We start from the raw sequence: 12,797 nt of genomic DNA on the forward strand, positions 1-12,797 counted from the left end.
ATTCAATCGGCGGCAGAGGAAGGGCTCTTCTCCGTAGGTGGTATCCGGCTATTTCTTAGGAGACATGGCCGAGGCTCCCGGCTCGGTGGTCTGATCGTGGCATATGCCTTTTACGAGGGGACCGAGCCTGTGAGGATCGACTTTCACGGAATCACCGTGCCACCGGACGCCTTCGGCGACCGGGCCGCGCGTGCCGAGGAGCTTGGATACGACTCGGTGTGGATGTCCGAGACGCAGCACGACCCGTTCGTCGGGCTGACGGCTGCGGCACTGCGGACCGAGCGGGTGGCCGTCAGGACGGGCCTCGCCGTGGTGTTCGCCAGGAACCCGATGACCACCGCGATGCTCGCCAACGACCTGCAGCTGGTGTCGAAGGGGCGTTTCGCCCTCGGCATCGGATCACAGCTGCAGACGCACATCACCAAGCGGTTCAGCATGCCGTGGTCAAAGCCCGCGCCCCGCATGCGGGAGTACATCCTGGCGATGCGCGCCATCTGGAAGTGCTTCGCCACCGACGGCAGGCTGCGCTTCCGCGGTGAGTTCTACCGCCACACGGTGATGAGCCCCTTCTTCAACCCCGGTCCGAACCCCTACGGCGAGCCGCCCATCCTCGTGGCCGGCGTCGGCCCGATGATGACGCAGCTCGCCGGCGAGCTGGCCGACGGTTTCCTCGGCCACATCATCTCCACCCGGCGGCTGCTGGAGGAGGTGACGATCCCCGCGCTGCGCCAGGCGAGGGAGGGCGTCGGCAAGTCGATGGAGGGCTTCGAGCTGCACGCGACCCCGATCGTCGCCACCGGCAACAACGAGGACGAGCTGCGCGCGTCGATCCGGCAGGCGAAGGAGTCGATCGCCTACTACGCCTCCATCCCCAGCTACGCGCCCGTTCTGGAGCTGCACGGCCTCGGCGACCTGAAGGACGAGCTGTACCGGCTGGCGGGCACGGGCCGTACGGCCGAGATCGTCGACGCGATCGACGACCACGTGCTGGAGACGTTCGCGATCGTGGGCGAGCCCAAGGAGGCGGCGGCCAAGATCTGGGAGCGCTTCGGCGGCCTGGCCACCAGCATCGCCTTCTTCCAGTCGGGCGACCTGCCGCCCGACTCGCTGCAGCCGCTGCACGAGGCGCTGCGCGACCTCACGCAGCGGCCTCCCGCCTGACCCGCCGCACACGGCCGAAGGGCCGGGCCACCGTCTCGGTGGCCCGGCCCTTCTGTCATGTCCGTCTCTGTCATGTCCGTCTCTGTCATGCCTGTCTCTGTCATGTCCGTCGTGCGGAGCCGTCCTCCCCGGAGGCGGACACGCGAAAAGCGGCGCCGGGTGGGGATGATGTCCCGGCGCCGCTCGTTCGAGGTGCGATGTGCTCGCCGTCGTGGCGTGGCCCGTGAGACCCGTCGTGGTGTGACCCCTGAGACGGGGACTCCGGGCATCGCGTGGCCGGTGCGCCGGCCCGCCGGTGCCGCCCGGGGGCGCCTCTCACCGGGTAGGGCGCCGTCCACGGGCGCCGGACGGGCCGGCGTCACCGCTCGCCGTACCGGTGCCGTGCGGGGCGCCGGTACGGCGGGGGAACGGCCGCGCGTCCGCGCTGCCGGCACCGTGGAGGATGTGGCACGGTGCCGGTGCGCACGGTGGGGGGTGCGCGGCGGGGTGCGGCCGGTGGCCGGTCAGCGGCCGTTCACGGAGAAGGCGTAGAAGGTCTTGCTGCCCTTGCCCTGGATGAACCGGTTGTTGTAACCGTTGCCCCAGAAGACCGTGCCGTTGACGATGGCGGGCCCGGCGTTCGAGGAGCCCTCGCCGAGGTAGTCCCAGAGGATGCGGCCGGTGGCGCCGTCAAGGGCGTACATGTGGCCGCTCATGGAACCGGCGTACATGACCCCGTTGGCGGTCGTGACCGCGCCCATGGTCTCGGCGTTCGACGGGTCGGCGATCTGCCAGAGGATCTTGCCGGTCCTGACGTCGACCGCGGCGAAGATGCCGTTCGTCGTGGTCTGCCCGTTGGGCAGGGTGTAGGGGACGTGGCTGGTGTTGGCGTTGCTGACGTAGAAGCGCCTGCCGTCGGTGGCGCTGCCCCACTCGATGCCGCCGTGCACGCCGCCCGGACCGACCTGCGTCTTCCAGATGGTCTTGCCGGTGCGGGCGTCCAGCAGCCAGTAGGCTCCGCTCTTCTGCCCGGCGCCGATGACCAGGCGCGGCAGGCCGTTCGGGCCGGGGATGGTCAGCAGGTGGCCGCCCTCGGCGAAGTCGTAGTCGCCGCCGTGGTTGGGCGGGCAGTTCTGGTGCGGGAAGTTCGGCTCGCAGGCCACCGTCCAGGCGTCGAACACGATGTCGCCGGCCTGCCACTTGATGTCACCGGTGCGCAGGTCCAGGGCGAGCAGCTGGTCGACGTGGTTGTCCGGCGGCTGGCACTCGGAGGCGGGCTTGCCCGCGCTCTGGCAGTCGCTCACGGTCTTCGGCACCGACAGGTTCTGCCCGGTGCCGACGACGACCGTGCGGTTGATCGGGTCGATCATCGGGCTGGTGCTCCACACGCCGCCACCGCTGAAGCCGCCGATCTGGCCGCCGTTCTCGGGGACGGTGTACTTCTTCCACAGGACCTTGCCGGTGGCCGCGTCGATCGCGTTCACGCTGCCGCGGAAGGTGCAGCACAGGTAGTTGGGCAGGCCCGCGACGGCCGCCTCCTTGGAGGAGACGCCCTGGTAGAGGACGCCGTTGTAGAGCGTGGGGGAACCGGTGACCACGGCCGCGAAGTGCTCGTCCAGCGTGGTCTTCCACACCAGGTCGCCGGTGGCGGCGTCGACGGCGAGCAGGTGCGCGCCCTGGCCGCCCTGCGGGCCGTTCTGGTCGCCGACGTAGATGCGGCCGCCGATCACCGTCGGGCTCGCCCGCACGATGCCGCCCTCGATGCCGTTCCACTCCGACACCTTGCGCGACCAGATGACCGCGCCGGTCTTGGCGTCGAGCTTGGAGAAGTAGCCGCCCCAGTCGGGGATGTAGACCGCGCCGTCGACCACGGCCGGGATCGCGGAGGTGTCGCCGTGCGTGGTGTAGGTCCACTTGACGGCGAGCTTGTCGGCGTTCGAGGGGCTGATCTTGCGCTCGAAGGGGTTGGACTTCGAGTTGAAGACGTTGTGGCCGCCCATCGCCCAGTCGGCGGGCGAGGGGAAGCTCGGGAAGGTCAGCCCCTGGAACGGCGTCTGCGCCTGGGGCTGGGGCTCGGCCTGGGCCCCGGGCGTCAGGACGCCCATCGCCAGCAGGAGCGCGCTCACGCCCACGGCGGCGCGCGTCAGCAGATTGCCTGGCAGCTTCACGAGGAGACCTCCTGTCGGCCGGCCGCCACGCCCGCGTCGGCGGGGGTGGCGTGCTCGGGGCTGAACTTGCCGATCTGGCGGAGCAGGGTCAGCTCGTCGCGAGCGCCCCAGTGCTCGGCGGCCTTGCCGTCCGCGATCCGGTAGAAGTGCAGGTGCTGCACCTTCACCTCGGCACCGGTCGGCGCGATGCCCATGAAGTCGCCGGTGTGGCGGCCGCTGAAGGTCACCCGGACGGCGAACTTGTCGCCCTCCGAGATGAAGTCGTCAACCTGCCACGTGGCCTCGGAGAACGCGTTACGCATGTAACGGGCCGTCGACAGGTAGCCCTCGGGGCCGCCCGCGACACCCGGCGACGCCTCGTGGTCGATGAAGTCGGGGGCGATGAACTGCTGCGCCGCCTCCTCGTCGAGCTCACCGAACACCCGGGCGATCCCGATGGCGATCTCGATGATCTCCTGCGTGGCAACCGGAGGCGCCTCCGCCAGAGGGGCCAGCATCTTGTCAACCTCGTCCGGCATGGTCAGCCTTTCTCAAGATGTGCGAGGTGCGTGAGTTAGTAGCCGAGCCCGGAGCCGCCGCTGATGGGCAGCAGCGCGCCGGTGATGAAGCTCGCCTCGTCGCTGGCCAGGAAGCGCACCGCGGGGGCGACCTCCTCCGGCCGGCCCGAACGGCGCAGCGCGGTGATGCTGTGCAGGTAGGCGCGGTGCTGCTCGGAGAGCCCCGAGACCATGTCGGTCTCGATGAGACCGGGCATGACCACGTTCACCGTGACCTTCCTGGGGCCCAGCTCCCAGGCGAGGGAGCGGGCGAAGCCGGCCATGGCCGCCTTGGAGGCCGAGTAGTTGGTCACGCCGGGCGAGCCCCAGAAGGCCGTGGTCGAGCCGACGAGGATGATCCGGCCCCAGCGGGCCTTGACCATGTCCGTCACCGCGCAGCGCGCGGCCCGTACGGCGCCCATCAGGTTGGTGTCGATGACGTCGGCGAAGTCCTTCTCCGACATGCCGAGGAAGAGGTTGTCCCTGGTGGTGCCGGCGTTGGCGACCAGGACCTGGACCGCGCCCTGCTGGGCCTTGACCTCCTCGAAGGCCGCCTCGACCGACGCGGTGTCGGTCACGTCGCACCGCACGCCGAACAGTCCCTCCGGCGGTTCGCCGGAGCGGTAGGTGACGGCGACCTTGTCCCCCGCCTCCTCGAACGCCCGCGCGATGGCGAGGCCGATGCCCCGGTTGCCACCGGTGACCAGTACGGAACGGCTCACTGAGCCCACACTCCCAACTGCTCGTCCAGAGCCTTGATTGCCGTTTGCGCGTCGGTGAAGTGAACGGCCCGCCAGCCCGCGGCCTCGGCGCCCTCGCAGTTCTTGGCGAGGTCGTCGACGAACAGGGACTGCGCCGCCGGGATGCCGGACCGCTCGACCGCGAGGTCGAAGATCTCCTTGGCGGGCTTGCGGTGGCCGACCTCGAAGGAGAGCACGACGTCGTCGAAGTACTCGGCCGGATCGACCATCCGGCGCCAGTGCTCGTCCCAGGCCGGGACCATGTTGGACAGCAGCCCGACGAACAGCCCGGCGGACCTGATCTCCCGCAGCCGGTCGGCCCACGCCCGGTTGACCTCCCTGCCGTCGAACCAGGCGTCGGCGAGCGTCGTCAGGTGCAGGTCGATGCCGTGGTCGGTGCGCAGCAGCTCGCCGATCCGGGCGAGCCACTCCTGTTCGGTGACCAGGGGCGTGTCGATGGGCAGCATGATGTCGTCGGTGCCGTAGGACGCGGTGACCTTGAGGATCGCGTCGATCAGCGGCTCCTGCCGGATGCCCTGGCTCTCGCAGAAGACGGCCAGGGTGTGGCTGATGGGCGGCGTCAGCACGCCGCCGAAGTCGGTCCACACGGCCAGAACGGGTTCGGTCATCGGGGCACCATCACCATCGTCGACTCGGCGATCGTGATCGCCTCCTGAATGAAGGCGACGTTCACCGTGACGGTGCCGTCGCCGGTTTCCGTACGGGTCGCCGCGGCCAGCACCGGCTGGTCCAGCTCCGCGAACCGTCCGAAGGATCCCGAGACCGTGACGGGCCAGGCGCCGGGGTCGCCGGTGGCGACGACGGCGAGCTGGCGGGCCGCCTCGGTCAGGGTCATGGCGGGCAGGTGGTCGTAGTCGTGGTCGAACAGGGCGCGGTTGCCGAACCTCGGGGTCACCCTGGCGGTCACCGCGGAGGGACCCCGCTCCACCTGCGAGATCACCACGTTCATCGGGCTCACCCTGCCGACCTCGTGCGGTTCGGCCTGGCGGGGGTCGGGCACGTCCTCGAGGTCCCCGGTGAGGGGCGCCGGAGTGCCGCGGAGCACGTTGCGCAGCGCCTCGTGCTCGGTGTGCGTGACGATCTGCACTTCCATGGTGTGCGTCCCGGCGGGGACGCCGCCGACGTAGAGGTCCTGGCGGACGGCGCCCTTGCGCACCTTGCCCGCCCTGACGCGGATGGTCTCGAAGCGGTTGTCGATCCGCAGTTCCCCCGGCCTGCGTCCCGCCTGCAGCACCGACGGTTCCGGAAGGTCCAGCGAGAACGAGTTCACCATCATCGTGGTGTCCGGCGGGAGCCCGAGGAGATGGGCGCCCGCGATGCCGGCCTGCCTGCCCGCCTCCAGGATGAGCAGCGGGTCGAACAGGGCCGGCCGCGCCAGATGATCGCTGTAGTAGCCGTGACTGAGCGGAAGCTGGGCCCCGGCCAGGAAGCGGGACTCCCCCGCCGGGACCAGGTCGGTCACGAAGACCTCCGCGACGGAGGCCCTGTGGACCAGGCGGCGTTCCACCGTACGGCCGAAGCTCAGCTCCTCCGACAGGGCGAGATCCTCGGCGGCCCCGGTGTTGACCGTCATCCGTACCTCCACAAAATGCCGGAATAAGTCGGGCATCACTGTGACACGACGCGATGAAATTGAAATAAAAACGCCATAAAATTGCGCCCGCCTACTACTTTCGATCCTCCGCCTTGCCCGTCATATCCAGCCGCCGTTAATGTCGACTTTCAGCGGAGTCCCGCATTCACGAAAGGAATCCATAATGACTCTGGACGTTCTGCAGGAAAAGATCCGCGGCATCATCTCGCAGGAGCTCGAATTGGAGGACGGCGAGCTCACCGCGGACGGTCACTTCATCGACGAATACGACGCCGACTCTCTTTCCCTCATCACGATCCTCGCTCGGATCGAGAAGGAGCTGGGCGTCGTGGTGCCGCAGGACGAGCTGCCGAACATGCCGAACCTCCAGGGCGTCTTCGACGTCGTGGGCAAGATCACCAGCCGGGAGTCCCAGGGTGTCTGAACGCCGCCGGGTGGTCATCACCGGCCTCGGGGCGGTGAGCAGCATCGGTATCGGGGTGGACGCCTTCATCGAGGGCATTCGCGAGGGGCGCAACGGCGCCTCTCCGATCGCCAGCTTCCCCACCGGTGGCTTCCCCTACGTGACGGCCGGTGAGGTGCACGACTTCGAGCCCGAGGCGATCCTCGAACGGCTCGACGTCGAGCGGTGGGGCCGCAGCAGCCTGTTCTCCGCGGCCGCCGCGCGGCTGGCCGTACAGGACTCCAAGCTGGACCCCGAGTTGCTGTCCGCCTCGCGGGCGGGCTCCATCATGGGGACCACCGCGGGCGAGGCGCAGGTGCTGCAGGCCGCGGTGGAGCAGTGGGTGGCGGACGGGCTGGACAACGTCGACGGGCGGCTCGCCGCCATGACGCCGGTCAGCCAGATCGCCAACTCCGTCAACCACGAGCTGCGGCTCACCGGCGACGCCCAGACGATCCCCACGGCGTGCTCGGCGAGCAACATGGCACTGGGCTACGCCTACGACCTCGTCCGCACCGGTGAGGCCGACTTCATGCTCGCCGGGGGCGCGGACGCGGTCAACCGGGCCTGCCACGCCGGCTTCTACCGGCTGGGCGCGCTGGCCGAGGACCTGTCCCGGCCGTTCGACGTCAACCGCTCCGGCATCCTCACCGGTGAGGGAGGGGCGGTCCTGCTCCTCGAACCGCTGGAGCACGCGCTCGCCCGGGGTGCCCGGATCTACGCCGAGGTGCTCGGCTACGGCGTGAACTGCGACGCCCGGCACATGGTCAACCCGGACGCGCCGAGCATCGCCGAGTGCATCCGCATCGCCCACCGCTACGCGGGGGTCAAGGCCGAGCAGATCGACTACATCTGCGCGCACGGCACCGGCACGCCGACCAACGACTACACCGAGGTCAGCGCGGTGCGCGAGGTGTTCGGCGAGCGGATCCCGCCGATCAGCTCGATCAAGTCCATGATCGGGCACACGATGGGCGCGGCGAGCGCGTTCGGCGCGATCGTCTGCGGCAAGGCGCTGGAGGACGGCTTCCTGCCCCCGACCGCGAACCTGGACACGCTCGACCCGGCGCTGGGCGACGGGCTCGACGTGGTGCCGGGCAAGGCGCGTCCCGCGACCTTGAACATCGTGCAGAACCAGGGTCTCGCGTTCGGCGGGAACAACGTCGTTACGATCTTCGGGAGGGTGGCGTGACGACAACCGTCGCCGTCAGGCCTTTGACGATCACGGCCTGCGGGGTCGTCTCCCCCGCGGGCCTGGGCCTGGGCGCGCTTGAGGCCGCCCTGCGTTCCGGTGTGGACGGCTACACCGGGCCGGAGCGCGCCTTCGAGGAGGCGCTGGACGGCTACCCGCCGCGGCCGCTGTGGGCGGTTCCCGATCTCAAGATCGCCGAGCACCTGGGCCGCAAGGGCCTGCGCCACATCGACCGCTTCACCATGCTCGGTCTCATCGCCTGCAAGCTGGCCCTGGACGAGACCGGCGAGGCCCTCAGCGACGAGGACCGCGCCTCGACCGGGGTCGTCATGGCGACCAACACCGGCAGCCTGGTCAGCATGCTGGAGGTGGGCCGCGACACCCTGCTGCAGGAGAAGCCCTACCTCGTCAACCCCGCCAGGTTCCCCAACGTCGTCACCAACGCCTGCACCGGCCAGATCGCGATCCGCAACTCCCTCACCGGGGTGAACGTGGTCGTCTCCGGCGGCCAGGCGGCCGGCCTCGCGGCCGTGCGCTTCGCGCGCACCGCGATCGGTGACGAGCGCTCCCGCAGGCTTCTCGTCGGAGGCGTCGAGGAACTGTCCGAGGTGGCCGCGTGGGGCTGGCACAAGTCCGGCGCGCTGCACGACGACGCGCCGGTCGGCGAGGGGTCCGCGGTCTTCCTCGTCGAGGACGCCGGGACCGCGTCGGCCGCGGGGCGGACCGGGCTCGCCGACCTGCTCGCCTGCGAGGTCGGCTACTACGGGGCCGGGGACGCCGAATGGCGCACCAAGGGTCTGCGCTCCTGCATCGAGCGCGCCCTGGAGCGCAGCGGGATCACCGCCGACGACATCGACGTCGTCTCCCTGGGCGCGACGAACCACCGGCGCCTGGAGGACCTCGAGGAGCGGGTGATCGAGGAGGTGCTCGACCGTCCCGTGCCCCGGGTGCGCGTCTCGGAGGTGCTGGGCGAGCTGTACAGCGCGAGCGTGCCGCTGCAGGTCGCGGCGGTCCTGGCGCTGTGGCGCGAGCCCGCGGAGCACGCCCGCACGGCGCTGGTGACCTCGATCGGCGGTGACGGCAACGCGGGCTGCCTGGTGGTGCGCGAATGCCGATGAACCAGGGGTGCGTCGGCAAGGTCTACCCGCCGACCGCCCCGTACGAGGTGGGCAGGGAGAAGATCCGGGAGTTCGCCGCCGCGGTCCGCGAGGGCGGCGCCGCCTGCTGGGACGTCGAGGCGGCGCGGGCCCTGGGCTACCCGGACCTGGTCGCGCCACCGAGCTTTCCCATGGTGATGACCCTGGAGGCCGAGCACGACGCCGTGCACGACCCGGAGCTCGGCGCGGCGGACCAGGAGCGCTTCGTCCACCGCGAGCAGCGCTTCGCCTACAGCAGGCCCATCCACGCCGGAGACGTCCTCACGGTGACGGTACGGCTGGCGGGCATCGACTCGATCGGCGACAACGACGTCGTCAACTACGAGAGCACGATCACCGACGCCGTGGGCGAGCACGTCTGCACCGCGAGGTCGACGTTCGTGATCTTCGGCCAGAGCGGGAGGGATGACGCCTCATGACGGTCGAGACGGCGTCACCGCCGCGCTTCGAGGAGATCGAGCCGGGGTACCGGCTGCCCGGCCGTACCTTCAGGATCGAGCGCAAGGACCTCGTCAGGTACGGCGGGGCCGCCTGCGACTACAACACCATCCACTGGGACGACCGGACGGCCGAGGCGATGGGGCTGCCGAGCCCGATCGCGCACGGCATGTTCACCATGGGCCTGGCGCTCGGCGTGCTGACGGACTGGGCCGGCGACCCGGGGGCGGTGGTCGACTTCGGCGGCCGCTTTCCCAGGCTCGTCCCCGTGCCGAACGACGGCGTGGGCGTCGAGCTGGTCGTCGAGGCGACGGTGATGGAGAAGCTGGAGTCGCCCAAGGTCCGGCTCAGCGTGGCCGTACGGTGTGGCGGGAACAAGGTGCTCACCATGCCGCGGACCATTGTGGCGCTGCGATAGACCCCGCCTCCTTCCGGCAAGGGCGTCCGGAAGGAGGCGGGGTCTCGTCAACTCACGGAACTCACGGTCACCTCGCGGTGGCCAGGATCTCGTGGTGGAGCCGCTGCAGCTCGGCGGACGGCTCCAGCCCGAGCTCCTCGTGGAGGACCTTGCGCAGGTCGCGAAAGGCGAGCAGGGCCTCGCCCCTGCGGCCCGACAGGTGCAGTGCCTCGATGAGCCGGGCATGGAACCACTCGTTGAGCAGGTTGGTGGCGACCAGCCCGCGCAGGTCGGGGATGAGCTCTCGGTGCAGGCCGAGGCTCATGTCCGCCTCGACCCACATCTCCATCGCCCTGATCCGCGTCTCCTCCAGGTGCGCCACGTGCCGGGAGAGGACGGGGCCGAGCTGCACGTTGGTCAGCGGCGCGCCGCGCCACAGGCCGAGCGCCTCCCGCAGGTGCCGTGCGGCCTCGTCCGTGTGGCCGCGGACGAGCGCGGAACGGCCGTCGGCGACCAGCCGCTGGAAGTGCCGGACGTCCACCTGCTCCTCCGTCACCCGGAGCTGGTAGCCGGTCGTCTCGGTGACCAGCAGGTCGGCGATCTCCGGCTTCCCGCTCTCCTTGGCCATCATCTGGCGCAGGTGGTACACGTGGGTGCGGATCGTCGCGACCACCGTCTTCGGCGGCGCCCCGTCCCACAGCTCCTCCGCCAGCATGTCGATGTCGACCACCTGATTGGGCCGCAGCAGGAGCAGGGCGAGGAGCTGACGGACCTTCGGTCCCCTCGGAACCCAGACCCCCTGGTCGGACCGTAGCTCGAAAGAACCCAGCACGCTGAAGTTGATCATGTTCTCTCCCCCCCAGGGAAATGACCTGACGGAGGAGAGTCTGCATATGTCATAGCAAGTAGTGGTACTGCGCTAAAGACACATGGGATGTCACTTAAGAGACATGGCCCACCCAGCAGGAGCACGTCGGCCGCGCATCGGCGCCTCCGGCCGGGCCGCGTGATTTTCGTCTCCCTTCCCCTTCCACGCAACCACCCTCACACCGAGGAGGTCGAGGTGCCGCTGAATCCGGCCTTCGCCGGCCGGGTCTACCCGGCCACCGCCCCCTACCGGATCGGCCGCGAGAAGATCCGCGAGTTCGCCGAGGCGATCGGCGACACGAGCGACGAGCGGACCGCTCCCCCGACGTTCGCCATCGCGCTCACGCTGCGCGCCGAGGTGGCGGTCGTCAGCGACCCCGAGCTGGGACTCGACATGACGCGGCTGCTCCACCGCGACCAGCGGTTCGACCACCGGCGTCCCATCCGGGACGGCGACGAGCTGACCGTGACGGTCACCGTCGCCGAGGTCGGCCGCGTCGGGGACACCGACGTCGTCACCCTCAACAGTGCCCTGCACACGGTCGCGGGCGAGCACGTGTGCACGACCACCTCCACACTGATTGCGCAGAGCGATGACTGAACCGCGTTATGACGAGATCGCGCCGGGGACCAAGCTGCCCCGGCTGACCCATGTGATCCGCCGGGGCGACCTGGTGCGCTACGCCGGCGCGTCCGGCGACTTCAACCCCATCCACTGGAGCGAGCGCGCGGCCGCCGAGGCCGGGCTGCCCACGACCATCGCGCACGGCATGCTCACCCTGGGCGTCGCCATGCGGCTGGTCACCGAGTGGGCCGGGCGGGAGGCCGTGCTGGAGTGCGGCGGCCGATTCGCCAGGCCCGTCGTCGTGCCGGACGACGAGGCGGGCGTCGAACTCGTCGTGGACGGCGTGGTCGCGGAGAAGCTGGACGGCTCGCGCGTGCGGGTCGACCTGACCGTCCGCTGCGGCGGCGAGAAGGTACTGGCCCGCCCCCGCGCCGTCGTCGCGCTCGCCTGATCCGTCCGGATCCGTTCACGCAAACCAGCAGACCAACTGAGAGGACCTACACGATGCGGACCTTCGTGGGCGCCTACTCCTGGACCGAGGTCCCCGCGCGGGGCGTCACCGTCGTCGAGGCGGGCGCGGTCTCGGGCACCTTCACCGACATCGTCAACCCGTTCCACCTGGCGTTCTCACCGTCGGGCCGGACCCTGTACGTCGCGAGCAACGCCCCCGAGGGACGGGTGTTCGCGCTGAGCGTCGGGGACGACGGCTCGCTGACCCCGCTGAACGACCAGTCCGCCGAGGGCGCGGGCACGATTCACGTTCTCGTCCACGGCGGCCACCTCTACGCGACGAACCACGACTCCGGGGAGGTCGTCGTCTTCCCGGTCAACCCGGACGAGAGCCTCGGCCCGGTGACGCAGTCGGTCAAGCACCTCGGCTCCGGCCCCGACACGCTGAGCCAGCTCGGCCCGCACCCGCACATGACGGTCCCCGACCCCACGGGCACACGCGTGCTCGTGCCGGACAAGGGCAACGACCAGGTCTACGTCTACCGCCTCGACGAGGGCCGGCTGGTCCCGCACAGCCAGGTCCACCTCGGCGCGGGCACCGGGCCGAGGCAGCTGGTCTTCCACCCGGACGGCCGGCACCTCTACGTGATCAACGAGCTGGTCTCGTCGGTCACGGTCTGCGGCTACGACCCGTCGACCGGGACCCTGTGGACGCTGGGCACCGCCCCCACCCTCCCCGAGGGCGCCGACGGCTGGAACGCCCCCTCGGGGATCACTCTGTCGGCGGACGGCCGGTTCGCCCACGTCGGCAACCGCGGCCACGAGAGCCTCACCGTGCTCCAGGTGCGCAAGGACGGCGCGCACCTCGAACCGGTCGGCACGCTCAGGCTCTCCGAGGAGGCGCTCAGCACGATGCCGTGGGACCTCGTCCTGGACCCCTCCGGCACGCTGCTGTATCTCGCCAACCAGACGGCGGGGACGCTGGTCACGTTCGCCGTCGACGCGGAGACCGGCCTGCTCTCACCGACCGGCGCCTCGGTCGAGATCCCGGGCGCCGCCTGCGTGCTGCTCGGCTGATCCCGCGAACCGC

15 protein-coding genes are annotated in these 12,797 nt (G+C 70.2%); 9 read left to right on the forward strand and 6 right to left on the reverse strand.

The window, feature by feature from the left end; all coding sequences use genetic code 11:
* Window positions 1–156: 156 nt before the first annotated feature.
* Window positions 157–1,161 (forward strand): TIGR03617 family F420-dependent LLM class oxidoreductase, encoded by a 1,005-nt coding sequence (locus tag AB0N02_RS28935; protein ID WP_363952918.1) that lies wholly within the window; start codon window positions 157–159, stop codon window positions 1,159–1,161.
* A gap of 503 nt (window positions 1,162–1,664) precedes the next feature.
* Here the strand turns inward: AB0N02_RS28935 and AB0N02_RS28940 are convergent.
* The 5 genes from AB0N02_RS28940 to AB0N02_RS28960 are packed head-to-tail and all read right to left on the reverse strand — an operon-like array spanning window position 1,665 to window position 6,178.
* Complete coding sequence (locus AB0N02_RS28940; RefSeq protein WP_363952833.1) at window positions 1,665–3,308, reverse strand: PQQ-binding-like beta-propeller repeat protein; 1,644 nt, start codon at window positions 3,306–3,308, stop codon at window positions 1,665–1,667.
* Window positions 3,305–3,826, reverse strand: a complete 522-nt coding sequence (locus AB0N02_RS28945) for an ester cyclase (protein WP_363952835.1) — start codon at window positions 3,824–3,826, stop codon at window positions 3,305–3,307. Before AB0N02_RS28945 ends, AB0N02_RS28940 begins: the two co-directional genes overlap by 4 nt.
* A gap of 35 nt (window positions 3,827–3,861) precedes the next feature.
* Window positions 3,862–4,566 carry an SDR family oxidoreductase gene (locus AB0N02_RS28950; RefSeq protein ID WP_363952837.1) on the reverse strand — a complete coding sequence of 235 codons (705 nt, stop codon included), beginning with the start codon at window positions 4,564–4,566 and terminating at the stop codon, window positions 3,862–3,864.
* Window positions 4,563–5,213, reverse strand: a complete 651-nt coding sequence (locus AB0N02_RS28955; protein ID WP_363952839.1) for an HAD family phosphatase — start codon at window positions 5,211–5,213, stop codon at window positions 4,563–4,565. The genes AB0N02_RS28950 and AB0N02_RS28955 overlap by 4 nt, the downstream gene beginning before the upstream one ends.
* Window positions 5,210–6,178: an AfsA-related hotdog domain-containing protein gene (locus AB0N02_RS28960; protein WP_363952841.1), complete on the reverse strand. Its 969-nt coding sequence runs from the start codon at window positions 6,176–6,178 to the stop codon at window positions 5,210–5,212. Before AB0N02_RS28960 ends, AB0N02_RS28955 begins: the two co-directional genes overlap by 4 nt.
* 184 nt (window positions 6,179–6,362) lie before the next feature.
* Between AB0N02_RS28960 and AB0N02_RS28965 the strand changes: the two genes are divergently transcribed.
* From AB0N02_RS28965 to AB0N02_RS28985, 5 genes are read left to right on the forward strand one after another with little or no spacing between them, the layout of a single operon-like run.
* Window positions 6,363–6,623, forward strand: a complete 261-nt coding sequence (locus tag AB0N02_RS28965; protein WP_363952843.1) for an acyl carrier protein — start codon at window positions 6,363–6,365, stop codon at window positions 6,621–6,623.
* Window positions 6,616–7,833 carry a beta-ketoacyl-[acyl-carrier-protein] synthase family protein gene (locus AB0N02_RS28970; RefSeq protein ID WP_363952845.1) on the forward strand — a complete coding sequence of 406 codons (1,218 nt, stop codon included), beginning with the start codon at window positions 6,616–6,618 and terminating at the stop codon, window positions 7,831–7,833. Before AB0N02_RS28965 ends, AB0N02_RS28970 begins: the two co-directional genes overlap by 8 nt.
* Window positions 7,830–8,951 (forward strand): beta-ketoacyl synthase N-terminal-like domain-containing protein, encoded by a 1,122-nt coding sequence (locus AB0N02_RS28975; protein ID WP_363952847.1) that lies wholly within the window; start codon window positions 7,830–7,832, stop codon window positions 8,949–8,951. The genes AB0N02_RS28970 and AB0N02_RS28975 overlap by 4 nt, the downstream gene beginning before the upstream one ends.
* Complete coding sequence (locus tag AB0N02_RS28980) at window positions 8,942–9,409, forward strand: MaoC family dehydratase N-terminal domain-containing protein (protein WP_363952849.1); 468 nt, start codon at window positions 8,942–8,944, stop codon at window positions 9,407–9,409. Before AB0N02_RS28975 ends, AB0N02_RS28980 begins: the two co-directional genes overlap by 10 nt.
* The gene (locus AB0N02_RS28985) at window positions 9,406–9,846 is read left to right on the forward strand and encodes a MaoC/PaaZ C-terminal domain-containing protein (RefSeq protein ID WP_363952851.1); all 441 of its coding nucleotides are present in this window, start codon (window positions 9,406–9,408) and stop codon (window positions 9,844–9,846) included. Before AB0N02_RS28980 ends, AB0N02_RS28985 begins: the two co-directional genes overlap by 4 nt.
* Window positions 9,847–9,913: 67 nt before the next feature.
* On the opposite strand, the gene AB0N02_RS28990 is transcribed toward AB0N02_RS28985, so the two are convergent.
* Window positions 9,914–10,672, reverse strand: a complete 759-nt coding sequence (locus AB0N02_RS28990; protein ID WP_363952853.1) for an AfsR/SARP family transcriptional regulator — start codon at window positions 10,670–10,672, stop codon at window positions 9,914–9,916.
* A 216-nt stretch (window positions 10,673–10,888) separates the two neighbouring features.
* Between AB0N02_RS28990 and AB0N02_RS28995 the strand changes: the two genes are divergently transcribed.
* The 3 genes from AB0N02_RS28995 to AB0N02_RS29005 are packed head-to-tail and all read left to right on the forward strand — an operon-like array spanning window position 10,889 to window position 12,784.
* Window positions 10,889–11,293: a MaoC family dehydratase N-terminal domain-containing protein gene (locus AB0N02_RS28995; protein WP_363952855.1), complete on the forward strand. Its 405-nt coding sequence runs from the start codon at window positions 10,889–10,891 to the stop codon at window positions 11,291–11,293.
* Window positions 11,286–11,708: a MaoC/PaaZ C-terminal domain-containing protein gene (locus AB0N02_RS29000; RefSeq protein ID WP_363952857.1), complete on the forward strand. Its 423-nt coding sequence runs from the start codon at window positions 11,286–11,288 to the stop codon at window positions 11,706–11,708. The genes AB0N02_RS28995 and AB0N02_RS29000 overlap by 8 nt, the downstream gene beginning before the upstream one ends.
* Window positions 11,709–11,761: 53 nt before the next feature.
* Window positions 11,762–12,784, forward strand: coding sequence for a lactonase family protein (locus AB0N02_RS29005; protein ID WP_363952859.1), 1,023 nt, complete (start codon window positions 11,762–11,764; stop codon window positions 12,782–12,784).
* The last annotated feature ends 13 nt before the right edge of the window (window positions 12,785–12,797 follow it).

This window comes from Streptosporangium sp. NPDC051022, from assembly GCF_040683035.1.
Classification (GTDB): domain Bacteria; phylum Actinomycetota; class Actinomycetes; order Streptosporangiales; family Streptosporangiaceae; genus Streptosporangium.

What these genes read in the sequence shown, in the direction of transcription:
- AB0N02_RS28955 (WP_363952839.1), bottom strand. Translation starts at nt 5,213, where the DNA reads ATGACCGAACCCGTTCTGGCCGTGTGGACCGACTTCGGCGGCGTGCTG.
- AB0N02_RS28965 (WP_363952843.1), top strand. Translation starts at nt 6,363, where the DNA reads ATGACTCTGGACGTTCTGCAGGAAAAGATCCGCGGCATCATCTCGCAG.
- AB0N02_RS29005 (WP_363952859.1), top strand. Translation starts at nt 11,762, where the DNA reads ATGCGGACCTTCGTGGGCGCCTACTCCTGGACCGAGGTCCCCGCGCGG.
- AB0N02_RS28980 (WP_363952849.1), top strand. Translation starts at nt 8,942, where the DNA reads ATGCCGATGAACCAGGGGTGCGTCGGCAAGGTCTACCCGCCGACCGCC.
- AB0N02_RS28985 (WP_363952851.1), top strand. Translation starts at nt 9,406, where the DNA reads ATGACGGTCGAGACGGCGTCACCGCCGCGCTTCGAGGAGATCGAGCCG.
- AB0N02_RS28945 (WP_363952835.1), bottom strand. Translation starts at nt 3,826, where the DNA reads ATGCCGGACGAGGTTGACAAGATGCTGGCCCCTCTGGCGGAGGCGCCT.
- AB0N02_RS28990 (WP_363952853.1), bottom strand. Translation starts at nt 10,672, where the DNA reads ATGATCAACTTCAGCGTGCTGGGTTCTTTCGAGCTACGGTCCGACCAG.
- AB0N02_RS29000 (WP_363952857.1), top strand. Translation starts at nt 11,286, where the DNA reads ATGACTGAACCGCGTTATGACGAGATCGCGCCGGGGACCAAGCTGCCC.
- AB0N02_RS28960 (WP_363952841.1), bottom strand. Translation starts at nt 6,178, where the DNA reads ATGACGGTCAACACCGGGGCCGCCGAGGATCTCGCCCTGTCGGAGGAG.